Origin of the sequence: Salinibacterium amurskyense (assembly GCF_002797685.1) — a bacterium.
Classification (GTDB): domain Bacteria; phylum Actinomycetota; class Actinomycetes; order Actinomycetales; family Microbacteriaceae; genus Rhodoglobus; species Rhodoglobus amurskyensis.
The window spans coordinates 306,107-328,555 of record NZ_PGFH01000001.1; the positions used below are offsets into that span (position 1 = coordinate 306,107).

18 protein-coding genes are annotated in these 22,449 nt (G+C 61.2%); 9 read left to right on the forward strand and 9 right to left on the reverse strand.

Annotated features, from left to right (window positions below):
* The first annotated feature begins 115 nt into the window (after nt 1-115).
* Nucleotides 116-1,603, forward strand: a complete 1,488-nt coding sequence (locus CLV85_RS01490; protein ID WP_100387842.1) for an MFS transporter — start codon at nt 116-118, stop codon at nt 1,601-1,603.
* Here the strand turns inward: CLV85_RS01490 and CLV85_RS01495 are convergent.
* From CLV85_RS01495 to CLV85_RS01510, 4 genes are all read right to left on the reverse strand, one after another.
* Nucleotides 1,600-2,211 (reverse strand): hypothetical protein, encoded by a 612-nt coding sequence (locus CLV85_RS01495; RefSeq protein ID WP_100387843.1) that lies wholly within the window; start codon nt 2,209-2,211, stop codon nt 1,600-1,602. The genes CLV85_RS01490 and CLV85_RS01495 overlap by 4 nt on opposite strands.
* A 44-nt stretch (nt 2,212-2,255) precedes the next feature.
* Nucleotides 2,256-2,663 (reverse strand): DUF4383 domain-containing protein, encoded by a 408-nt coding sequence (locus CLV85_RS01500; RefSeq protein WP_100387844.1) that lies wholly within the window; start codon nt 2,661-2,663, stop codon nt 2,256-2,258.
* A 130-nt stretch (nt 2,664-2,793) separates the two neighbouring features.
* Nucleotides 2,794-3,201 (reverse strand): DUF4383 domain-containing protein, encoded by a 408-nt coding sequence (locus CLV85_RS01505; RefSeq protein ID WP_100387845.1) that lies wholly within the window; start codon nt 3,199-3,201, stop codon nt 2,794-2,796.
* A 139-nt stretch (nt 3,202-3,340) separates the two neighbouring features.
* Nucleotides 3,341-3,643: a DUF2470 domain-containing protein gene (locus CLV85_RS01510; RefSeq protein ID WP_100387846.1), complete on the reverse strand. Its 303-nt coding sequence runs from the start codon at nt 3,641-3,643 to the stop codon at nt 3,341-3,343.
* Nucleotides 3,644-3,713: 70 nt separating this feature from the next.
* On the opposite strand from CLV85_RS01510, the gene CLV85_RS01515 reads away from it, so the two are divergent.
* Nucleotides 3,714-5,750, forward strand: a complete 2,037-nt coding sequence (locus CLV85_RS01515) for a heavy metal translocating P-type ATPase (RefSeq protein WP_100387847.1) — start codon at nt 3,714-3,716, stop codon at nt 5,748-5,750.
* Here CLV85_RS01515 and CLV85_RS13640 read toward each other — a convergent pair.
* The gene (locus tag CLV85_RS13640) at nt 5,747-6,058 is read right to left on the reverse strand and encodes an SDR family oxidoreductase (protein ID WP_373296757.1); all 312 of its coding nucleotides are present in this window, start codon (nt 6,056-6,058) and stop codon (nt 5,747-5,749) included. The two genes, CLV85_RS01515 and CLV85_RS13640, sit on opposite strands and share 4 nt — an antisense overlap.
* Before the next feature lie 265 nt (nt 6,059-6,323).
* Here CLV85_RS13640 and CLV85_RS01525 point away from each other — a divergent pair, with 265 nt between their 5' ends.
* Nucleotides 6,324-7,169, forward strand: coding sequence for a hypothetical protein (locus tag CLV85_RS01525; protein WP_100387848.1), 846 nt, complete (start codon nt 6,324-6,326; stop codon nt 7,167-7,169).
* Nucleotides 7,166-9,388 carry a DEAD/DEAH box helicase gene (locus CLV85_RS01530; RefSeq protein WP_100387849.1) on the forward strand — a complete coding sequence of 741 codons (2,223 nt, stop codon included), beginning with the start codon at nt 7,166-7,168 and terminating at the stop codon, nt 9,386-9,388. The genes CLV85_RS01525 and CLV85_RS01530 overlap by 4 nt, the downstream gene beginning before the upstream one ends.
* A gap of 442 nt (nt 9,389-9,830) precedes the next feature.
* On the opposite strand, the gene CLV85_RS01535 is transcribed toward CLV85_RS01530, so the two are convergent.
* From CLV85_RS01535 to CLV85_RS01545, 3 genes are all read right to left on the reverse strand, one after another.
* Nucleotides 9,831-10,565: a CHAT domain-containing protein gene (locus tag CLV85_RS01535; RefSeq protein ID WP_100387850.1), complete on the reverse strand. Its 735-nt coding sequence runs from the start codon at nt 10,563-10,565 to the stop codon at nt 9,831-9,833.
* A gap of 754 nt (nt 10,566-11,319) precedes the next feature.
* On the reverse strand, nt 11,320-12,069 hold the full coding sequence (locus CLV85_RS01540) for an SDR family oxidoreductase (protein ID WP_100389223.1): 750 nt from the start codon (nt 12,067-12,069) through the stop codon (nt 11,320-11,322).
* Between the two features lie 32 nt (nt 12,070-12,101).
* Nucleotides 12,102-13,124, reverse strand: a complete 1,023-nt coding sequence (locus CLV85_RS01545) for a zinc-dependent alcohol dehydrogenase (protein WP_100387851.1) — start codon at nt 13,122-13,124, stop codon at nt 12,102-12,104.
* Nucleotides 13,125-13,284: 160 nt separating this feature from the next.
* On the opposite strand from CLV85_RS01545, the gene CLV85_RS01550 reads away from it, so the two are divergent.
* Genes CLV85_RS01550 through CLV85_RS01570 form a run of 5 tightly spaced genes read left to right on the forward strand, consistent with a single transcriptional unit; the run spans nt 13,285 to nt 18,146 of the window.
* Complete coding sequence (locus CLV85_RS01550) at nt 13,285-14,532, forward strand: CaiB/BaiF CoA transferase family protein (RefSeq protein ID WP_100387852.1); 1,248 nt, start codon at nt 13,285-13,287, stop codon at nt 14,530-14,532.
* Nucleotides 14,529-15,662, forward strand: a complete 1,134-nt coding sequence (locus tag CLV85_RS01555; protein WP_100387853.1) for an extracellular solute-binding protein — start codon at nt 14,529-14,531, stop codon at nt 15,660-15,662. Before CLV85_RS01550 ends, CLV85_RS01555 begins: the two co-directional genes overlap by 4 nt.
* Nucleotides 15,647-16,117 carry a MaoC family dehydratase gene (locus CLV85_RS01560; RefSeq protein WP_100387854.1) on the forward strand — a complete coding sequence of 157 codons (471 nt, stop codon included), beginning with the start codon at nt 15,647-15,649 and terminating at the stop codon, nt 16,115-16,117. The genes CLV85_RS01555 and CLV85_RS01560 overlap by 16 nt, the downstream gene beginning before the upstream one ends.
* A 22-nt stretch (nt 16,118-16,139) precedes the next feature.
* Nucleotides 16,140-17,153 (forward strand): LacI family DNA-binding transcriptional regulator, encoded by a 1,014-nt coding sequence (locus tag CLV85_RS01565; RefSeq protein WP_100387855.1) that lies wholly within the window; start codon nt 16,140-16,142, stop codon nt 17,151-17,153.
* Between the two features lie 21 nt (nt 17,154-17,174).
* Nucleotides 17,175-18,146, forward strand: a complete 972-nt coding sequence (locus CLV85_RS01570; protein WP_100387856.1) for an aldo/keto reductase — start codon at nt 17,175-17,177, stop codon at nt 18,144-18,146.
* Nucleotides 18,147-18,258: 112 nt separating this feature from the next.
* Here CLV85_RS01570 and CLV85_RS01575 read toward each other — a convergent pair whose 3' ends face one another.
* On the reverse strand, nt 18,259-22,383 hold the full coding sequence (locus tag CLV85_RS01575) for a family 78 glycoside hydrolase catalytic domain (protein ID WP_158592985.1): 4,125 nt from the start codon (nt 22,381-22,383) through the stop codon (nt 18,259-18,261).
* Between the last annotated feature and the right edge of the window lie 66 nt (nt 22,384-22,449).

A 22,449-nucleotide genomic window follows, 5' to 3' on the forward strand; every position in this document is an offset into this window, starting at 1 on the left:
GGGTTAGGTAACCCTCACTCTAGCGAAGCCGAATTGGGCGAAACATCATCCGAAAGTTGGGTATTCCGCGGGACTGTATCGTGAGCACGTGAGTGCAACTGAACAGCCCCGGGTGATGGCAACGACTAAGCAGTGGTTCGCGCTGGGTGTGCTGATGCTGCCGACGCTGTTGGTGTCGATTGACAACACCGTGCTGAGCTTTGCCCTGCCGAGCATCGCCCGCGATCTGCGCCCGAGCGCGGTTGCCCAACTCTGGATTGTTGACGTTTATCCGCTGGTATTGGCCGCGTTGCTGGTCGGGATGGGCAACCTTGGCGATCGCTTTGGCCGTCGTCGTCTGCTGCTCATCGGTGCCTCAGGATTCGGAATCGTTTCGGTGCTCGCGGCGTTCGCTCCCGACGCCACCTCGCTTGTTCTCGCCCGCATTCTGTTGGGCGTCTTTGGCGCGATGCTCATGCCCTCCACGCTGTCGTTGCTTCGCTCGCTGTTTGCGGATCGCCGTCAGCGGCGCCTCGCGATTGCGATTTGGGCCGCAGGGTTCTCAGCGGGTTCCGCCATTGGGCCGCTCGTCGGGGGAGTGCTGCTGGAGAACTTCTGGTGGGGATCGGTGTTTCTCGTCGCTGTGCCGTTCCTACTGCCGCTGCTGATCTTCGCGCCCGTCTTGATTCCCGAGTCGAAGGATCCCACCCCCGGACCGTTTGACCTGGGCAGCATACTGTTGTCGATTCTCACGCTCGGCCCGGCGGTGTACGCGATCAAAGAACTCGCGACCGAGGGTGTGGGAGTGCTGCCCGTTGTCCTGTTAGTAATTGCGGCGCTGTCCGGCATTTTCTTTGTGCGCCGGCTGCTCGGGCAAGCCAATCCGATGCTCGATATGCAACTCTTTCGCGTGCCCTCCTTCAGCGGTGCCGTGCTCGTGAACCTCGTAAGCGTGTTCTCGTTGCTCGGCCTGCTTTTCTTCCTCACCCAGCACCTTCAGCTGGTGGAAGGGCTGAGCCCGTTCGACGCTGCTCTTGCTCTGACGCCCGGAATTCTCGTGATCATTGTGGCGGGGCTCGTGGTGGTGCCACTCGTGCGTTTCGTGCGACCGGGCTACCTGATGGCGGGCGGACTCACGCTGTCACTGCTCGCGTATGGCTCCATTGCACTGACCGGTAGCGATGCCACGGTGCTGAGCTACATCGTGGCGTTCTGTGTTCTTGGGGCCGGCATCGGTTCGGCCGAGACCCTCTCGAACGACCTCATCATTTCGAGCGTGACTCCAGACAAAGCGGGAGCGGCATCCGGAGTCTCAGAGACCGCTTACGAGCTCGGCGCAGTGCTGGGAACCGCGGTACTAGGGAGCATCCTGACCGCGTCGTACCGCTCGACGATCGACATTCCTCAGGGCTTGAATGCGGTGGATGCCACCGCCGCGCGAGAAACGTTGGGCGGTGCCGTAGAAGTTGCGTCCACGCTTCCGGGTGGTCTCGGCGTGGAACTGTTGGAGTCGGCGCGACACGCTTTTGATTCGGGAGTCGTCACCACGTCGTGGGTGGCCGTAGCGCTGATGGCGGTCGCGATCACGATCACACTAGTGACCTTGAGGTCAGTGCGGAGCTAGTGACCGTCGTGGCCGGGAAGGTTGAACATGCCGTCAACGCCCTCGCCAATGCCCTCGTCAGTGCCCTCGTCAGTGGGAACGTCGCGCTGGGGAGTGAACGAGCCATCGTGTTCGCCATGGGGTTGGGCGTAGATGCCAGCCTCCGTGGCGGCGAGAGCGGGGGTCGTGAGGGCGGCGACGGCAAGGGCGCCAACCGTGAGGGCGATGAGGTAGCGTCCAGCGCTGGGCGCTGACGCAGTGGCGCTCGTGCCTTCACGAGCTCGACGAGAGTGGAATGCGAGCGTGCCCGCCACAAAAAGTTGGAACAGGGCAGCGATTCCCCACGGCACGACATCCAAGGAAGCACCCAACGCCGGGTTCTGGAAAACGGATGCGGCGGTCATCAGCAGAGCCCAGGCAACAAGCGGCGCCACCGCGACGACCATGGCGACGCGAGCAAACGGCAGTGTGTCGCGGGTGAAGGCCAGAATGCCCCACCCGAACTCGACGGCACCAAGAATTGCCAGAGGGATGCCCAGAGCGAGAGGAGAACCGATCACGAGGGCAACGTGGATCAGGCCGGTGCCTACTGCGGCAAAAGCGATCCAGGTTCTGGTTATTGCGGACATGACGGTTCTCCTCTCGGGAAGTGATCTGGGACTTGTGGTGCGCGTTAGGCGGTAACGCCAGCTGCACGCTTATCGGCGCCGAGGCCAACAGCAAGCAAGACGGCGGCGCTGGCAAAGTGCAGCACGTTGTCAGCAGCGTTCAGGGCCAAAATGTTCAGCGCTGACCCTACGAGGAAGAGACCGAGGAAGCCGAGCGCCAGGTAAGCGAAACCGATTACGGAGTTCACGGTGCGGGCGGCCTTCACGTTGGAGAGGCCGGCTAGCAGCAGGGCGGCTCCAATGATGAGGTGGGCCACGTTGTGGAAGATGTTCACTTCGAACAGGCCCAGCAGCAGTCCGCCCTCGGTGGCGAAGAAACCAACGCCGTTCGTGACGGTGAAGCCGAGCAGTCCGACGAGAATGTAGACCGCGCCGAAAACTGTTCCCAGCAGGCGGTTAGGTGATTTAGTCATTAAAGTGCCTCCTCTGCGCAAACCCAGTGCTCGCGCGGTTGACTCTTATTCGTACCCCTCGCCCCAGTGGTTTGGAGTGCGTATTAGTGAGTCGTGGCGGCGTGAGGACGTACCGCCCATTTGGCGAGGGCTAGACGCTCACGCCAGTGGCGCGGCTGTCGGCGCCGATGCCGACGAGCAGTAGTACGACGGCAGCCGCAAAGTGCAGAACGTTGTCGGCGGCATTGAGCGCTAGCACGTTGAATTCTGAGCCGATAAGCAGCAGTCCGGCGAACCCGAGCACGAGCAGGGCAAAGCCAAGTCCGGAGTTAACGGCGCGCGCTGCGGCACGGTTTGCGAGTGCTGCGAGCACCAGCGCCGCACCAATTAAGATGTGGATAACGTTGTGGAAAACGTTCACTTGGAACACGTCGGCAAGCATTCCGCCCTCGGTCGCGAAGAAGCCAACACCCCCGGTGACGGTGAAGCCGAGCAGGCCGATGAGTACAAAGAATCCGCCGACAATGGCCCCGAGCATGCGGTTGGGTGATCGAGTCATAGTTACTTCCCCCTTGTGCGCACACTAGGTGAGTGCGCAATGCTGCTTCTTATTCGTACTCCTCTTTCCTAGCGTTTGGCTAGGGCAGGGGAGGGTGAAAGTTGCTCAGTTCACCGCAGTGGTGGATGCCGCAGCGACCCTAGCTGTGCGGTCGAGCTTCGACGCCCAACTTTTCACACGCAGCATCGTAAAGCTTCACGATCTCATGGCGGATCTCCGCGCGCTCGGTGATCTCCGTGCTCCAGGGCACGGTCACGTGGTGTTCGATGCCGTCGACATCCGAATACTGCCAGGTGCCCTCGACGCCATCGAGTGACACCATGGCCGCGGAGATGGCGGCTGATTCCGCGAACGCACGAACGATGAGCAGATTGTCATCATTGTGGTCGCTATTCATGTGGGCGAGAACTGCGGACACGATTTCTTCACTGAAGGTGGTCACGGCTCTACGGTAGCTGGGAGTTGAGTTCTTTGGGTTGAGCCATACCCTCTAGGGGTATAGCGTGGCGCTCATGGATGGAATGACCGAGCACGACACGCACGCCTCCCACAAGCAAAGCTCTGGCCACTCGGGCCATGGCGATCATGTCGCGCAGTTCCGCCGCCTGTTCTGGATCATGCTCGTCATGGCAATTCCAGTCGCCGGTTTCAGCATGATGTTCGCGCAGATCCTGGGGTACTCGCTGCCCGATGTCGCGTTCCTTCACTGGATCTCGCCGGTTCTCGGCACCGTCATGTACTTCTGGGGTGGCAAGCCGTTCCTCACGGGAGGCTTCTCTGAGCTGAAAGCCCGCAAACCGGGAATGATGCTGTTGATCTCACTGGCGATCACGGTCGCCTTCGTTGCATCGTGGGCATCCACTCTCGGCCTCATTGCGAACGAGCTCGACTTCTGGTGGGAGCTTGCGCTGCTCATCGTCGTGATGCTGCTCGGCCACTGGGTCGAAATGCGGTCGCTGGCTCAGACCTCCAGCGCGCTCGACTCTCTTGCCGCTTTACTTCCGGATGAAGCGGAGAAGGTTGAGGGCGATGACTTCGTTACCGTGCCGCCGTCTGATCTCGTTGTTGGCGATGTCGTCATCGTGCGCCCCGGCGGACGCGTACCCGCCGACGGCGAAGTGATTGACGGTTCAGCCGAGGTGGATGAGTCGATGATCACGGGAGAGTCGCAGCCGGTTGAGCGGGGCGTGGGCGACCGCGTTGTGGCGGGAACCGTTGCAACTGACAACTCGATCCGGGTGAAGGTCACAGCGATTGGCGATGACACCACGCTCGCGGGAATCACCAAGCTCGTCGAAACGGCGCAGAACTCGTCGTCACCCGCGCAACGCATCGCCGACACCGCGGCGGGCTGGCTGTTCTGGTTCGCGCTCGGCGCCGCAGCGATCACTGCCACCGTGTGGACCCTCGCGGGCAGCCCGGATGACGCGATCGTGCGCACCATCACGGTGCTCGTCATTGCGTGCCCGCACGCTCTCGGTCTCGCAATCCCGCTTGTCGTCTCGATTTCGACGGAGCGCGCGGCTCGTGCCGGAGTGCTCGTGAAAGACCGCCTCGCTCTCGAAACGATGCGCAAGGTCGACACCGTTCTCTTCGACAAGACGGGAACGCTCACGAAGGGCGAGCCCGCCGTCACGCACGTTGCGGCGGTTGGGGATGCGAGTGAAGATGACGTTCTTCGACTCGCAGCGGCAGCGGAGAACGACAGTGAGCATCCGCTGGCCAAGGCGATTGTGACCGCCGCGAAGGATCGCGAACTCGAACGAGTAGGCGCCTCCAACTTCAGTTCGTCGAGCGGTGTTGGCGTCGAAGCTTCTGTTGATGGTGCGACGATCAGCGTGGGCGGGCCGAGCATGTTGCGCCAGCACGACCAGCAGCCCATCGATGTAACGGCCGAGTGGGCGGATGCCGGCGCGATCATTTTGCACGTGCTGGCCGACGGTCACGTGATCGGTGCAATCGGGCTCGCGGATGAAGTGCGCGAAGACTCGCGCCAGGCGATCGATGCGCTGCACGCGCAGGGCGTCACGGTGGTGATGATCACGGGAGATGCGGATGCCGTGGCACAGTCGGTAGCCGCTGAACTCGGCATCGACCGGGTGTTCTCGGGCGTGCATCCGGAAGACAAAGCCAGCAAGGTTGCCGAACTGCAGAAGGCGGGCGGCACCGTCGCGATGGTCGGTGACGGCGTGAACGATGCGCCAGCGCTCGCCCAGGCGGATGTCGGAATTGCGATCGGCGCCGGAACAGACGTGGCCATCGCCTCGGCCGGTGTTGTGCTCGCCAGCGACGACCCGCGCTCGGTCCTTGCCGTGTTCGAACTCTCGCGCCGCAGCTACGCCAAAATGCGCCAAAACCTGTGGTGGGCTGCCGGCTACAACCTGATCTCGGTGCCCCTCGCTGCGGGAATCCTTGCCCCCATCGGGTTCGTGCTGCCGATCTCCGTCGGTGCGCTGCTCATGTCGGCCTCGACCGTTGTCGTTGCAGCAAACGCGCAGCTGCTGCACCGCCTCGACCTGCGGCCCGAAGCGGTTATCGCCAAGGACTAGCGCTCGAGCCAGCCGCTATCCACGTTGAGGATGGCGCCCGAGACGTAGTCGGAGGAGCGTGACGCGAGGAACACGGTGGCACCCGCGAGGTCGCTGCCGACTCCCCAACGACCGGCCGGGATGCGGTCGAGGATCGACTTCGAGCGGTCGGGGTCGTCTTGCAACGCCTTGGTGTTGTCGGTGGCGATGTAGCACTTCTTCCGTGATCTACGCTCCCCTTGGCAACCGGGGGTGGACGACAACGTGAACGGGCCTTGCGTCAGTACTTCCCGAACGGCACCGATCTGAGCATCCGCAGCGCTAGGCACCTCCTCGATGTCGCCACCGAACTCAACGAGGGACCTCCCAGAAAACTCGAACGAAGAACGCCGGCTGGTCTGCTCAGCGAGCTGCTCTCGACGACCGAGAGAGCCCCTGTTGCCCCCACTGCCTGAGGCCGCCCATGGGCTGTGACATTCGCGGCACAGAAGAGCCGCCCCTGCCCGGTCGCTCGCGAGATCAGTCATGCGTTGGACGGGGGGGTGATGTGGCGTGGCGACCTGAGCTAATCAGCAGTTAAGCCATACTCGAGTAATGCAGCCGGTCTTGGGGGCTCCCCTTTTCGTTGAATACAAAGAAGTTACGGTCACGGACCCTCTACGCCAAGGCGACGTTATTGAAGCTGTCGACGAAAACGCGACGAAATGGCAACGCCATCTACTTATTCTTACGGCCGATTGTGATTTTGCTAACGATAAAAATCAAGGTCGAGTAACTTGCGTGCCCTTGCTCACCCAGGACGAGTACATCCTTGAATTCCAAATTCCCCGTCTTTGTGAAAAAGTCATAAAGAAGTGCGTCGAGGCGCTCCAGATGATTCTCTCGAAAGCAGACGGCCCACATATATCTGCCGAACGTCTTCGAGAGTGGCCTCTCGAGCAGGCGCCAGCCGACATCGTTAGTGCATTGCACCTAGAAATGGCCGCATCGCAAAGCGCCGAGAAACTCATCGATGCCATCAGGAAGGTCAGCCTCCCTACAGGCAACCTTGATCATGCCGTTCAGCGTCTCGTTTCTGCGTCCGTAGACGTGCCGAACGGCAAGAGTCTCGGGAACGCGAAAAGGGATGTGGTTAGCGCATTGAGATCGCACTATGCGAATCCCCCGGGAGATGCACTCTTCCTCTCTGCCATCGCTCCTGCCGTACAGGATGGATACTTCGTTTACCTACGCCACCTCGAACAAGTCAGGCAGCAAGACATTGCTCTGGCCCCAACGCACAGTCCCACGAGCTATCGGCGACTCGCGCGGCTGAATGATCGCTTTATTCATGCTGTCTCGCAGCAATTCGCGTCAGTGTTCATGGCAATTGGGTTGCCGAACGACTATGAAGAAATGCGCGAAATTCATTCTGAACTGCTGGGAGAGAGATACAAGTGAAGCCGCTAATCACGACTGTCAAGGCAATAAGCGAACTCGCTAGTGGCTTATCGCCTGAGGCGATCAGTTCCTCTCCCGTGCTTTTCCTTCATAGCGGATCTGATGTTGACGTGTTGCTGTCGGCGGAAGACACCATTGATCAGCAACGCGTAATCCTGCTCCGCGCTCAGCATGTGCAGGAGTCCTTCGTCCCAGACCAGCTTTCGAGTCTCCGCCGCGAGGTATTGGGGCGCGTGGCCTCCTTCGCGGAAAGAGCAAGAGCTGCGGGAATTCTGTCGCTGCCGCGCGGCTGGCATCAGTACAAGCACAACACCCTTATTTCATTCTTCGCGGTACCTGGCGGCGATTCCAAAGCAAGTCGATGGGTTGCTGAAGTCAATGGAGGAGTACGGCATGACGTGATCTTCTGGGCCTTAACGACATCGAGCGAGAAAGAAGCGCTGCAAGAATTCGATCGCGCACGCTCACTACCGGCTATCGACTTCGACGCAGCATGGTCCAGTGGGTTTGCAGCTGCCATGTCGTATTTTCAGGCTGGTCGTGACGAGCCCAAGGCGGACGTGGAAATGTCCCTCCCGCGACTTGCATCCGGGTCGACTAAGGGGTGGACCTATGACCAATGGCTACGTGAGATCAGCAATGACCAGCGACTCTTTGTAGAAGCCCCGACTGAAAAGTCGATTCGTCTACGGGGGCCTGCTGGCTCTGGTAAGACGCTTGCTCTCACCTTGAAAGCACTGCGAGGGGTGATTGCAGCGCGCGAAGCAGGCGAAGAGATCCGCGTCCTGATAGTGACCCACAGTTGGTCTTTGGCGACGGAGGTTGCGGATTCCCTGACGGCGATGGGCATGGGGCTGGTCCCTGAGATCGATGTGTTCCCACTCCTCGAAATTGCCCAGTCGATCTCGCCCCAGTATGTTCGCGACGACACAGGCTTCAGCCTCATCGGAACTGACAGCCTCAGCGGAAAACAGGCGCAGCTTCTTGAGATCTCGGATCTGCTAAGTGAATTTGTCGAAGGTGACTGGGTCACGTTCCGCGCTGGTGTATCGTCCGAATTTGCTGCTCGATTCGATGCGCACGGCCCTGATGAACGGCTTGCTCTGGCGTGGGATCTGCTGATCGAGTTTGGCTCGGTAATCGGAGCAGCGGCAATTTTCCCGGGCGCGGGTGCGGAAAGCAAATATGCGCAGCTGTCGAGAGCTAGCTGGATGATGCCCATGAAAACACGTCAAGATCTGCGAGTCGTGTTCCAGCTCTATTCGCGATACATGGCTAGCCTCGACGCCCGTTCCCTGCTGACGTCGGATCAAGTTCTCGCGGACCTTTTGAACCATCTCGAGACGCACGCCTGGAATCGCGCACGCAAGTTCCAGGGGTATGACCTAATCTTTGTGGACGAGTTCCACTTGTTTAGTCCGCTTGAGCGCCAGGTGCTTCATTACCTGTCTAGAGATGTCACAAAGTATCCCAGCGTGTTCATGGCTGTAGACCCGCGGCAATCGCCGTCGGAGGCATTCATTGGGCTCGCCTCAGATGACACGCACTCTGGGCCTGCAATTCACGACGATGAGCTCGGCGAAATTGATAACTTTGAACTGACGACAGTTCATCGTTTTACTCCACAGATTCTTGATCTCATCAAGCATGTTCATCATCTTTTTCCCACGCTCGATCTCGGACAACCGTGGGATATTAATTTTTCTGCGGTTAAATCGGCTCAGAGCGACGGGCCTATTCCTAAACTCGTACTTGCCGCGTCGCAAGAGGGCGAACTTCTCGACATCAACTCAGCAGTTCAAGAACTTTACGCTGGAGGGCGGATGGCCCTCGCTGTTGTGGATCCACGTCAGTGGGGTCGATTTAGCCGCTTAGCTGCTCAAATCGGCACTTCCGGTAAGTTTCACGTGTCTACAATCTCCGGGCGCTCCGACGTCGAGGGATTGGGATACAGGAAGAAAGGCTTAGTTGTTGGTCCCGCCGAATATTTGGCCGGACTTCAGTTCGAGACTGTTCTCGTTGCGGGCATACCAGACTTACAGTCCACGGCAACGATCAACGATCGCACGCGCTTTCTCTCGCTTCTTTACCTCGCCATCAGTCGCGCCGAACACACGGTTCGACTTTTCGTCAACGACGAAGACGGTGCGGTTCCGGAACTTTTGCAACAAGCGCTCGCTTCGAAGGTGGTCTCCTTCACCCGGGGAAGTCTCACCTAAAACTGCGACCTCCGCAGGCCTCGACAATCCCAGGTTCTTCGCCGACCCGCAAGGTCTATTGCATCTAGGCTCTACATGCGCATGACGACGAGTGAAACCTCGCCCAGGTGCCATTATTTGTGCGTCTTGTTGCCCAAGAAGAGCTGCGAGGGTTATCGCCGCATCAGCATCGTTGTGTTCTATCTCATGAGTGGCAAATTCACCCGATTTGGCACAGCATAATTACGAGACGGGTACATTCTGCTGCGCCGTCGCGGTGACCGGGACTTCCCGCAGCCGGTGAATGGACCAGGATCGTTACGGTTGGATCGAGTCTGTCAGCTGAATAGAGCTGCGGTGAGTCAAAATCCGATGTTCCTCGCAAAGACAATACCGCTTTGGCTAAGTCGTGTCCGGACTGATTACATTGACCGTCGGCTAGCGACGCATTGAAGCGGGCGGCTTATGCAGTGGCATCCTCATCCGCAATCGAGTCTGAGCGGCCAATCGCGAACGACGTGATTTTCTCTGCAGGACGTTCCGCTTGCGGTGTTGACAAGCACGCGTGCAGAACAACCAGAAGGGGCGGTTCATGTACGCCCCTCAAAGCTGAAGTAAACGCATCTGCTGTGACAACGGCACCATGGTTTTGTGATTCGGTATCTTGCTCGAATACGACGAATGCCTCGGTGCCGTGGCTCGAAAAATGAACAATGTGCGGGCGGCCTTGCGCGAGCCCGTTCAGAAGGTCCTCTCCGGTTACGGCCGGTCGAAGATCCAATACGATGGATTCCCGGCCCGAAGCGAAGCGGACGGCATCGAAAATTCGCTTTTGCTCACGGCCGACCCGCAGGTCGCCGGCCCCGGATGAGGCCAGCATCAAGAGCCGTAGTTTTTCCTCGCGCGGCTGACGGAGCAGAGACAACTCACGCTCGTGGTCGTTGATCTGGGCTGTTAGGCGTACGTGGAGTCCGGCTGTGGCTCGTGCATCGTTCAGGGCCCGATGTTCGAGCTCCTTTTCGATAGCCGCTGCTTGCTGTAGACGCATCTTCTCCGCGGCCTCCCACTTACTGTGTTCCCCCTTGCGCTCGGACTGCTCGGCGTCGGCAAGGCGCTTACTCAGAGCCGTCTCTTCCTTGAGATAGGCGGATGCTTCGGCCGGCCGGTTAGCCGACTCTTTCGCATGGGCATTTGCCACTGACTCGTGCCGGACAGCGTCTCGCAATTTCGAGAAACTCAGCTGGAACGAGCACGATGGCGAGCAAACCGGTCAACAGCAGAGGAAACGACACGGCAAGCGCCCACCCGTAGGCGCGCCGCGATCCCCATGACACCCCTATGCGCATCAGCGCCGACCGGACGGATCGCTCCGACCCCCTCGACTGAACCAGGGCGTAACAGGTAGCAGGTGCGCAGAATAAGACGAACTCAGCCATTGCCCTCACGCTAGCGCGCGAAGGCATGATGAGGACGTTCGCCATGTCGCTGTGAACACCCGCTCCACTTCAGCCGACGCGCCCGCCTAGGGATAGGAGTTGCCTCGTTACGCGGGGATTAGTCGGTAGGGGTAGTTTTGCGACGCTGCAGCACACGGCAAGTCTTGTAACTATGCAGCGGGACCTGACGCTTGAATCTGAGTGCTCGAGGTCGGTTGCGAGACGCTCTAAAAAAACTTGGTGGTGAGGCCGCTTCGGCATCTCGTATGCCGTTGGCCATTCCACAAACGGGATCACTTCTAGCCGATATCGCGAGATCGGTACGCCCTGCCTTAAAGCGCTCCGGCAATCCCGTAGAGCGAATCTGGATTGAAATCTCGAAAGGGTTCTCTAAATGGTTCCACAAAGCAGCGCCATTAGTTGCTGACTCTGATGCTGCCGAAAGATTGGTCATGCCCAGAAAGAACTGTTGGCACCCACCGACGAGGGTGGATGCCAACAGCGTGCGCGGGAGCTCTAGCGGCCGAGCCAGCCGCCATCCACGTTGAGGATGGCGCCCGAGACGTAGTCGGAGGAGCGCGAGGCGAGGAACACGGTGGCACCCGCGAGGTCGCTGCCGACGCCCCAGCGACCGGCGGGGATACGGTCGAGGATTGCCTTCGAGCGGTCGGGGTCGTCTTGAAGTGCCTGGGTGTTGTCGGTGGCGATGTAGCCGGGGGCGATCGCGTTCACGGTGATGCCCTTGCTGGCCCATTCGTTGGAGAGTGCCTTGGTGAGCCCGGCGATGCCCGACTTCGCTGCCGTGTAGCCGGGAACGTTGATGCCGCCCTGGAAGCTGAGCAGTGATGCCGTGAAGATGATCTTGCCGCGGCCGCGCTCAATCATCGAGCGAGCGATGGCCTGCGTGAGCGTGAACTGGCTCGACAGGTTCACCTGAAGCACGCGATCCCACAGCTCAGTGGGGTGCTCGGCGGCGGGGGCGCGCTCGATGGTTCCGGCGTTGTTGACGAGGATGTCCACGGTGCGGGTCGAGAGTGTCTCGCCCAGCGCGGCTACGGCATCCGGGTCGGCAAAGTCACACGCGATGCCCTCGAAGGTGCGGCCATACGAGGTGACCGCCTTCTCGATGTCGCTGCCCGAGGCCTCGATAGAGGCGCTCACGCCGATGATGTTCGCGCCGGCAGCGGCGAGTGCCTCGGCCATGGCGAAGCCGATTCCACGACGTGCGCCGGTGACGACCGCGGTGGTGCCGGTGAGGTCGAACATGCCGGTCAACGGGTTGCCCTTCTCGTCCGCGCTCACTTCTGGCCCGCGACATCCACGAGAATTTTCATCGCTTTGCCGGCGGCAAGGTCAGCAAAAGCTTCGCTGGTTTGCGACAGCGGCACAATGCGCGTGATGAGCAGCTCGGCCGGGATGACGCCGCTATCGATCAGCTCGATGGCCTTTTCGAAGTCGGTGCGCTGGTAAACGCGCGCTCCCATAATGGTGAGCTCGCGCCAGAAGACGCGCTGCAGGTTGATCTCGCGAGGCGTGGGGTGAATAGCGACCACCACGAGAGTTCCACGCACCTTCGCGAGGTCGGTGGCGCCAAGCACGGCAGCCGCAGCACCCGAGACTTCAAAGACCACGTCGGCACCGGCATCCGCGGTCCACTCGTTGACCCAGGCAACCTGGTCGACCTCGAGCGGGCTGATGGTCGTGAAGCCAAGCGCTTCGATTTGAGCGCGACGACCGGCGTCGATCTCGATGACCGCTACCTCAGCGCCAAATTCGCGGGCGACGGATGCGATGAGCACCCCAATCGGACCACCACCGATAATCACAGCCTTGTCTCCGGGCACCAAGCCCGAACGGCGAACATCATGCACCGCAACCGCAGCAGGCTCCACGAGCGCGGCATGATCGAGGCGCAGCTCGGGCGGCAACGCTACGAGAGTTTCGGCGGGAACATTCCACTTGCCCTGCAGGGCGCCGGGGGAGTCGATGCCGATGAAGTCGAGGTTTTGGCAGATGTGCTGGTTGCCGGCGAGGCAGGCGGGGCACGTGTTGTCCCACCAGAGCGGCATGACGGTGACGTGGTCTCCCACATTCCAACCATCGACGCCGTTGCCGAGAGCGGAAATGGTGCCGCTCATCTCGTGACCGAAGGTCAAAGGCAGCTGCACGCGGGCATCCATATTGCCGTGCAGGATGTGCATATCGGTGCCGCACAGTCCGTTGTAGGCGACGGCGATTTGAACCTCACCGGCGGCCGGAGGCTTCGGTTCGTACTCTTTGACCTCAAGGCGTTGCTCGCCTACGTAACTCACGCTCAGCACTGGTGCGCTCCTTTGCGATTAGTGGACACGAAGGGCGGATGAGGGGCAACGACGGTGCTCGGCACCGGATGTCGCGGCCTGGTTCCCTTGCGTGTATTTCTGCGTCATACTAGCATGATCAAACGATTGTTCACGAGGATCAACAGAAGGCTGAACAGCAATGACTGACGATAACGGCGCACCAACGGAGTCTGCGCCAATGGACCGCCCCCTCGAGGGCATCTTGGTGCTCGACTTCAGCCAATTCTTGGCCGGACCGGTCGCCGCGATGCGTCTCGCAGACCTCGGCGCCCGCGTCATTAAGGTCGAACGCCCCGGCACGGGAGACATCGGCCGCACCCTCGCTTTCGCCGGTCGAGAGTTCGACGGCGACACCGTCTCCTTCCACGCGATGAACCGCAACAAAGAGTCGATCACGGCAGACCTCAAGGTCGCTGACGACCTCGCCTACGTGAAAGAACTCGTCGAGCGTGCCGACGTGATCATCCAGAACTTCCGCCCCGGCGTGATGGAACGCATCGGGCTCGACTTCGAATCGGTGCGCGCCATCAACCCCGGCATCGTCTACGCCAGCGCGACCGGCTATGGCGAAGAGGGCCCGTGGAAGGATCGCCCCGGGCAAGACCTGCTCGCTCAGTCGATGTCGGGCATCCCGTGGCTCAATGGTTCGAAGACCGACGGCCCCGTGCCGGTCGGGCTTTCAATTGCCGACCACCTGATGAGCTGCCACATTGCCCAGGGAGTGACGGCGCTTCTCGTGCGCAAGTTCCGCACCGGCAAGGGTGGGCTCGTGCAGACCAGCCTGCTCGAAGCGATGCTCGACCTGCAGTTCGAACTGCTGAGCACCAAGCTCAACGACGACACCATCACGGTGCAACGTCACGGCGAACACTCGGCCCACGCCTTCCTGGCGGCGCCCTATGGCACGTATCCCACCACTGATGGTTACATCGCGATGGCTATGAACGCGCTGCCCAAGATCGGTGATCTGCTCAGCATCGCCGAGCTCAGCGAAATGCACGACCCGCAACTCGCGTGGGATCGCCAAGAGTACGTCGAAGACCTGCTCGCCGCGCGCTTTGCCACCGGCACTACCCAACAGTGGCTCGACATTCTCGATGCCGGCGACGTGTGGTGCGCTCCGGTGCTCACGCTCGACGAACTACTTGCCTCGGGCGGCTTCGAAGCGATTCGGATGACGCAGCCTGTCACCCGCGGAGGCAACGAACTGCTCACGACCCGCAGTCCCATCCGCGTTGACGGCCACATTCTCACGAGCACTAAAGCGGCCCCGACTCTCGGAGAAGACAACGCTCGAGTGCGGGCCGAGTTCCCGTCGCGCGCTGCCGCAACCGCCCCCGGTGCCGCACCTGCAGGCGCCCCCGCAGCCCAGGAGGCCTCCGCATGAGCCCGATGATCATCAAGGGAATGACCTGGGAACACGAGCGCGGCTACGGCAGCGTCGTGAAGGCCGCCGAAGCGTATCGCTCGGTTGCTCCCGATGTTGAGGTGCAGTGGGAGTACCGCTCGCTACAGGCTTTTGCCGACCAAGATCTGGAGAGTCTGGTCGAGCAATACGATCTGCTCGTGATCGATCATCCGCACATTCCGATTGCGGCAGAAGACAAACTCTTTACGCCGCTGAACGGTCGCGGGTTCGACGCCGAACTCGAGACGCTGGCCACTCAGTCGGTCGGTCGTTCGCACGAGTCGTACCAGCACCTCGGGCAGCAGTGGGGCCTCGCGCTCGATGCTGCCGCGCAGGTCGCCGCGTATCGCCCCGACCTTCTCGAGTCGCCGCCCCGCAACTGGGATGAGGTGATGGCGCTCGCCGAAGAGGGTCGCGTGCTGTGGCCGTTCAAGCCCGTCGACTCGTACTCAAGCCTCATCACGATCGCGGCCGGACTCGGCGAAGACCCGATGGCGACGCCCGGTGTCTTTCTCTCCGAAGACGTGCTGACTCGGGCGATGGAACTGCTCACGCGCCTGGCCCGCTTAGTGCCGGCCGACAACGCTGGCTTCAACCCGATTCAGGTCGCCGATGTGCTGGCCGAGAGCGACACCTTCGCGTACTCGCCACTGCTCTTCGGGTACACGAACTACTCGCGTGCTGGCTACCGGCCGAACCGCGTGCAGTACATCGACATCCCGAGCTCGACTCGTGGCGTTGCCGGTTCACTGCTCGGTGGTGCTGGTATCGCAGTGTCGTCCCGCAGTCAGGTGATGGATGCCGCGATCGCGCACGCCTTCTGGCTCGCGTCGGGCCCCGTGCAAGAGGGTTCGTACTACGACGGTGGTGGCCAGCCCGGCAACGCCGTCGCGTGGGAGAGTGCGCGCACCAACGCCGACAGCCTCGACTTCTTCACCGGAACGCGCGCGACTCTCGAAGGCGCCTACATGCGCCCTCGCTTCGCGACCTACATCGAACTCCAAAATGCGGTCTCCCCGCTCGTGACCTCGGCACTCTTGGGCGAGATCACAATCGCTGAACTACGCGAACGCCTCGATGCGGGCGTCGCAGAATGGCTGGTGCGCTGATGCTCACGAAAGACCGCTGGTACGACGACCACGAAGTAGGGGAGCGCCGCGAAACCGTCGGCCGCACCATCACCGAAGCCGACATCGTGCTGCACGCTGGCCAGACCGGCGACTTCTTTCCGCACCACATGGATGCCGAATGGATGGCAACGCAGCCCGCCGGTCAGCGCATCGCCCACGGCACCCTCATCCTCTCCGTCGCGGTGGGAATGACGGCCGGCGACATCAACCCGCAGGCCATGAGTTATGGCTATGACCGCATCCGCTTCATCCGCCCCGTCTTCATTGGGGACACTATTCGGGTTACGGCAGAGATCAACGAGATGTCGTTGCATGCCAAGCGCCCGGATGAGGCGGGCTACCTGCACGAGCTGGTGACGGTAACCAACCAACATGGTGACACCGTGATGGTGCTCACGCATCTCTATCTGGTCAATCGACGTACCAAAGACTAGTTGCCCGAATACACTGGCAACCATGGCTACTTTGAGTGATGTTGCAACCCGCGCCGGAGTTTCGGTGTCGGCAGTCTCGCGTGTGCTGAGTGAAAAACCCGGCGTGCGCGTGAGCGTGGCAACGCGGCAACGTATTCACGACGCTGCGAAAGAGCTCAACTATCGCCCCAACTTCACCGCGCGGGCGCTCAAGTCGTCGCGCACTCATGCCGTTGGCCTTGTGGTGCCCGGTGTCACGAACGCCATCTTCGCCGAGCTGATGCGCGGCGTCGAAGAAGAAGCCAGAACGAAGGACTACATGGTGCTGATCGCGAGCACCGAACGCCTGCCCGAGGGAGAAGAGTCGATCCCGCGCCTCATGGGTGAGGGGCGCGTCGACGGTGTTCTCGTGCAGTTCGGTGACCACTTGAGCGGTGACGATCTGCGCACCGTGACCGACAGCGGCCTGCCCGTGATCTCGATCAACACGATCAACCCCGGCAGCGGTGGCTCTGTTCGTCTAGAAGATGAGGCCGGGATGCGCCTCGCCACTGAGCACCTCATCGAACTCGGTCACACCCGCATCGGGTATGCCGGCGGTGTGCCCACTTCGGAATCGGGCCAGCGTCGACTCGCCGGATTCCTCGAGGCGATGACTGCGGCGAAGCTGACGGTCGAACCCGAACTCGTTACTGACTTTGGCTACTACCCCAAGCAGGGCGCTCAGGCTCTGGATGCGATGGCCGAGCTGTCGACGCCTCCCACTGCGGTGGTCGTGGCGAACATCAACGCCGCTCACGGTGTGCTCTCTGAGGCACGACGGTTGGGCATCCGCGTTCCTGAAGACCTGTCGATCGTGGCCATGCACGACACCTGGACGGCCGAAATTGCGTGGCCGCCGCTCACCTGCGTGCGCCTGCCGCTCTACGAACTGGGCCGCGCCGCGATGGCGAGCCTGTGGGACAACATCAACTCCGGCACCGCCGAAGACCGCGTTATCGCCGACCCAGCACCGCAGCTGATCGTGCGCGAATCGACTGCGCCACCGGCGCGCTAACACTTCTTGGAGAGAGCAACAGTGAAGACCAGATCAACTCAGCGCGGACTTGAACTGACAGAGATCGGCCTCGGTGCCGCCCAGCTCGGCAACCTGTACCGCGAAACCACCGACGCTGAAGTGGAAGAGGGCGTTGCTGCCGCGTGGGATGCCGGAGTTCGTTACTTCGACACCGCGCCGCACTACGGTCTGGGACTCTCAGAGCGACGCCTTGGCGCACAGTTGCGTACCCATCCGCGCGACGAATACGTGATCTCGAGCAAGGTCGGCAAGCTCCTCGTGCCTAACCCCGGTGGAGAAGACCGAATGGATGACCAGGGCTTCGCCGTGCCCGCCGTCACCAAGCGCCAATGGGATTTCAGTCGCGACGGCATCTTTCGCTCGGTCGAAGAATCTCTCGCCCGCACCGGCCTCGACCACTTCGACGTGCTCTACATGCACGACCCCGACGACCACTTCGAGCAAGCCTCGACCGAGGGAATCAGCGCGCTCATCGAGCTGCGTGAGCAGGGCGTCGTGAAAGCAGTCGGTGCCGGGATGAACCATGCCGCGCCGCTCGCGGAACTGATTCGTCGCGCCGACGTTGACCTCCTCATGTGTGCCGGCCGCTTCACCCTCATCGACGACGAAGCGGTCAGTGACCTGCTGCCCCTCGCGCTCGAACGCAACGTCGGCATCGTTGTCGCCGGCGTCTACAATTCCGGACTCTTGGGCCGCAACCGCCCCAGCCCTGACGCGACCTTCGACTATGAGCCGGTTCCGCCCGCCATTCTGGAGCGCGCCAATCGCGTGGCTGACGCGTGCGAAGCGCACGGCGTCACACTGCCCGAAGCGGCTATTGCTTACGTGCTGCGGCATCCGGCAGTCGTCTCGGTGGTGGTCGGCGCTCGCGGTGGCGACCAGGTGCGGTCGAACATTGAGCGCTACGCGGCCACGATGCCCGAGGGCCTGTGGAGTGACCTCGAGGCTGCCGGGCTGGTTGCTGCGCTCTAGAAGGGCGTGACTCGCAGGGCAGAGTCGCAGACGGGCGCCGGGCTCTCGAGCTGTTAACGAAGTGAGGGGTCGAGCCAACAGGCCCGACCCCTCATCGTTTATCGTATGAGCGCTACTTGACGGTGACGCTCACCGGTTTCGACGCAGTCTCCCCGTGAGCATTCACGAAGATGACCACGAGGTCATGCTTTCCCGCGTCGACGTTGGAAAGCTCCACAGCCACGTATTGCGCGAGCGGTGTCTGTGCCGTGAGTTCTCCCTCGGCCACGACAACACCATCGAGCTCGAAGCGGTACTCCGTGGCATTCGTGCCCCACCAGAGATTCGCGAACGCCGTGAACGTCGACGACTTCGCCCAGTTGTTGTGGCTCGCCGTGGGACGACCGGGGTCAGCAGACGTGACCGTCACCGTTGTGGTGGAGGTTGACCGCACGCCCTGCGAGTTCACGAGCTCACCCGTGTACACGTACGTTCCATTCGGCTTATTGGTGAAGTCGACACTGGTCTTTTGCGCGTAGACCGAAGTCGATTCCGGCAGCATCGTTTTCACCAGCTCGCCATTCTCATAGAGACGGAAAACACTGCCCTGGGTGCCCCACCACATGTTCATCTCTACGCGGTAGTTGCCGTCGTGCAAGCCATAGGCCCACCCGCTGGTGTTGGAGAGTGTTCCGCGCGACGGCAGTTGAGTTGCCCCATCGTCGAAGGGAAGCACCGTGAGGGCTACCGATTCTTCGGTGACCAGTCCATCTCCGTTCGTTGCTGTTGCCGTGAGTACGACATCCGTTCCCACGAGCGCAGCAAGTTCGTCAGCAGAGATCGTTGCATCTGCCGCTACAGCTTCCCCGTTGAACGTGACGGCAAGCGACTGGATGCCGCTCTCTGCGTCGCTGGCCGTGACGCCCAGCTCAAGGGCGGCATCCGCAAAGATGATCCCGGATGGCAATCCGGCGAGAACGGGAGCCGTCTCGTCGGTGGCAATCGTCGGCTCGCAGAGCGCGGTGAGGTAGTCGTCAGAAGCGACATCCGGGTCGGTGGAGACGGTGACAGCCTGGCAACCCGCGCCCACGTTGGGGAGCGTGGCGTACCCGCCAGCAACATCAACAGCGGTGCGCGTTCCGTTGAGGTACACCGCGGTAGTTCCCTCAGGTGCCGGCACGACCAGATCGGCCGTCGTGTTTCCGGGAATCTCCGCGACGAGACGAATTGTGCCGTCTTCTGCATGGTTGAAGACTGCACCGATCTGACCCTTGACGGTCGGAACGGTAATGCGCGCCTCGTCAACTCCACCCGGCTGCGGCTTCACTTGGAAGGTTTCGTAACCCACCTCGATCGGCTCGATGCCGAAGAGGCCTGCAGGCACATGGAATGCCGGTGAGGCAGCCCAGGGGTGCGAGTAGGTGAGGTTGTTCTTCTGCGAGGGGTCCCACGCTTCCATCGTTGCGCCAGCACCGAGGTTGATCATGTTCATCCAGCTCGACGTACCTTCATCGGTGAGGAGGCCAACTGCGGCATCCGCAGCTCCACCATCGAAGAGGCCCGAGATCGAGAAGCCGGCGCAATACACGCTGCACGCCATGCCCTTTGAGGCGACAAAGTCGGCAACCTGCGCAGACTCGTCATTCTCCGGAACTCCGAACGAGAGAGCGAAAGCACTCGCGTGCAGTGAGTAGTGACCGGTGAGGACGCCGTCGGCATCCATTCCGTCGTCGTAGCTGCCGGTGTCTTCGTTGTAGAGCAACTCGTTCATGGCGTCACGCATACGCTCGGCCTGAGCGGTGTACGTTGCCGCATCGTCATTGAGACCGAGTGCATCTGCCATAGCGGCCATGTCGACGAGCGAGCGGTACGCCAAGGCATTAATCACCGTGTTGTACTCGCGGAACTCGTAGTTGTCACGCTGGCTAGTGGGCCAGTCGACGATGTCGCAATCGGTGCGGCTAGCGCAGCCGTCTGACCCGGAGGACTTGAATACAAGGCCCGTTTCGGAATCGATCCATTTTGTCGGCATCTTGTCGACGAGCGAGTCGTACGAGGTCTCGACCTGTTCGAGATTGCCAGTCTGGCGCCAGGCATCATGGACCGCCAGCACCACGTACATCGGCCATTCGGTAGGCCACGTGCGGTTGTTCGCGAAGTAGTCCATCGAGTAGCGGCCGAGCGAGAGATCTTCCATGAGGTAAAGCGACGACTTGAGCTGAAGGTAGCCGTCTGCTTCATAGTTGATGCGCTCGCGAGTCCAGGAATCGGTGTAGAAGTTCGCATTGAGCGCTTCGATCGAATTCTTCGACAGCGAATAGACCTGGTTGAGGTTGTCATCGGATGACGTGAAGGTCGATGCCTCTTCGTTGAACGGATAGACGAGTGCCAGCGCCTGAAGGTTCTCAGCGGTCACGGGCTCGGGAGCGTCCAGAATCTCGAGGTAGCGGAACACTCGCATGCCCCACGTTTCGATCGTCTGCTCACCGTCGGTGAGTGTTGCGACATCCCGGTACTCGTTAGTGTTCGTGGTGAGCTTGTACTTCACCGTGTTCTCGGCCGAGGTGATTTCACCGAAGCGAAGTTCGACGGTGTCGCCCGCGGTGCCACCGGCAATGTCGTAACTGACGCCACCGATCCAGGTGCGACCGAAGTCAACGAAGTAGTTTCCGTCGCCCTTATCGACGATAGAGATGGGGTCGTGAAGCTGCTGCTCGACCTTGGCGATGGGCGTCGCTTGCAGATCAGGGAAGGCGGGCTTCTCTACTGCGCCCGACCACTCCGAGTCGTCGAAGCCGACTGTGCTGTACCCGGTGGGAAACTCGCGAAGGTCGAGGTTCTCCTTGGGGGCGGTGTAGCGCGACGAGCTGATCGATCCGGCATCCGGAAGCACTGGCGAACCAGGAAGAGCGGTCCACGATTCGTCGCTGCCGAAGGTTTCAGTCGAGCCATCCGCATAGGTCACAACGAGCTCACCGATGAACTTCTGAAGAGAAGCATTTGCCGAATAGGCCTGGATGCCGATTGCGTTCAGGGCGCCCTGATCGAGCAGCGCGGTGACATCGAAGCCGTCGTAGCGGTTCTCCGAGCCGATGCGGTTCGTCGGGCCGAGGCCGACAAACTCGCCATTGACGTACGCCTTGAAGGCGAACTGGCTGTGCGTGCGGAAGTCTCCAGCCGTGGCGAAGAGCGTTGCTCCGGTGATGGCCTGGTCGCTGAGTTCAACCTCGGTGCGCAGGAACGCCCAGTTGGTCGTGATCGTTCGCGCTCCGGGAACGGAAAGGAGGCAGGCGCTGGACTTGCCCACCGTGATAACCCCTTTGTCGAGAGAGCCACACGCGAGTGGGCTAGAGCCAGCCGGGTCAAAAGTGAACAGTTCTTCGCCATCCGGTGCAGTGACCGTGAGGGCGCTGACCGTTCCGCCTTCGGAACCGCCGGTGCGGAAGCCGACGCCGCCGGAAGCGAATGCAGTATCGGTTCGCTCGTCAACTTGCACGCCGGCGACCGAAGTGGTGATGGTCGAACCCGACACGACGATCTGAACATCGACCGGAACGTCTGGCGTGATGGAACCGCTCGGAAGCGACACGGCGGGAAGCGCGACGTACTTGCCGTTGGTCAGGGTGTGAGGAACGAGCTGGTTCTTGTCGGCTCGGAACTGCCACATGTAGGCGTTGGAGCCATCGACGCCGCGCACGAAGATTCCGAGGGCAACGGTCGTGCTGATCGTGGTGTCGAGGGTGTAGTCAACCCACGGAGCAGAGGCGCCAGGGTACTCGGAAGAAGCCCAGATAGGTTCTGCGTCCCAGTCGCTGCCGACGGCGGTGCCGAACCAGGTCGGAGTGGCCGGGGCCGATTCAGCATCGGCGGAATCCCACGTGGTGACACTCCAGAAGTAGCGAGTGGCGGCGGCGAGAGGTTCTCCGCCGTAGACGACATCAGTTTGGTCGCTGGAAGAGACCTTGCCGGAATCCCAGATGTCACCGTTGCCGTTCGCTGCGGCATCCGCGGTGCTAGACACTCGAATTTGGTACGCAGACTGAACGATCGTGTTGACGTACCACGAGAATGTAGGGTCTTGGAGGTCATCGAGATCGGCGGGCTTCTCGAGCCCGTTGATGCGCAAGCCGGTGGGGGCTGTTGTTGCGGCGGCGGCCTGAGCAAATGTTGCGGTGCTGAGCACCAAGGAGGTGATCAGGAGCAGGAAAGCCAACGCGGCGGCGACTGCTCGGGATGGACGGAGGACTCTTGGCGACATTGCCAGTTTCATCGGCTTCCTTGCCTGTGTAGCGGCCACGACATCGTGACACGGTGGAACCAGTCT

What these genes read in the sequence shown, in the direction of transcription:
- CLV85_RS01540 (WP_100389223.1), bottom strand. Translation starts at nt 12,069, where the DNA reads ATGTTCGACCTCACCGGCACCACCGCGGTCGTCACCGGCGCACGTCGT.
- CLV85_RS01500 (WP_100387844.1), bottom strand. Translation starts at nt 2,663, where the DNA reads ATGACTAAATCACCTAACCGCCTGCTGGGAACAGTTTTCGGCGCGGTC.
- CLV85_RS01565 (WP_100387855.1), top strand. Translation starts at nt 16,140, where the DNA reads ATGGCTACTTTGAGTGATGTTGCAACCCGCGCCGGAGTTTCGGTGTCG.
- CLV85_RS01490 (WP_100387842.1), top strand. Translation starts at nt 116, where the DNA reads ATGGCAACGACTAAGCAGTGGTTCGCGCTGGGTGTGCTGATGCTGCCG.
- CLV85_RS01515 (WP_100387847.1), top strand. Translation starts at nt 3,714, where the DNA reads ATGGATGGAATGACCGAGCACGACACGCACGCCTCCCACAAGCAAAGC.
- CLV85_RS01560 (WP_100387854.1), top strand. Translation starts at nt 15,647, where the DNA reads ATGGCTGGTGCGCTGATGCTCACGAAAGACCGCTGGTACGACGACCAC.
- CLV85_RS01495 (WP_100387843.1), bottom strand. Translation starts at nt 2,211, where the DNA reads ATGTCCGCAATAACCAGAACCTGGATCGCTTTTGCCGCAGTAGGCACC.
- CLV85_RS01575 (WP_158592985.1), bottom strand. Translation starts at nt 22,383, where the DNA reads ATGTCGCCAAGAGTCCTCCGTCCATCCCGAGCAGTCGCCGCCGCGTTG.
- CLV85_RS01505 (WP_100387845.1), bottom strand. Translation starts at nt 3,201, where the DNA reads ATGACTCGATCACCCAACCGCATGCTCGGGGCCATTGTCGGCGGATTC.
- CLV85_RS01555 (WP_100387853.1), top strand. Translation starts at nt 14,529, where the DNA reads ATGAGCCCGATGATCATCAAGGGAATGACCTGGGAACACGAGCGCGGC.
- CLV85_RS01525 (WP_100387848.1), top strand. Translation starts at nt 6,324, where the DNA reads ATGCAGCCGGTCTTGGGGGCTCCCCTTTTCGTTGAATACAAAGAAGTT.
- CLV85_RS01550 (WP_100387852.1), top strand. Translation starts at nt 13,285, where the DNA reads ATGACTGACGATAACGGCGCACCAACGGAGTCTGCGCCAATGGACCGC.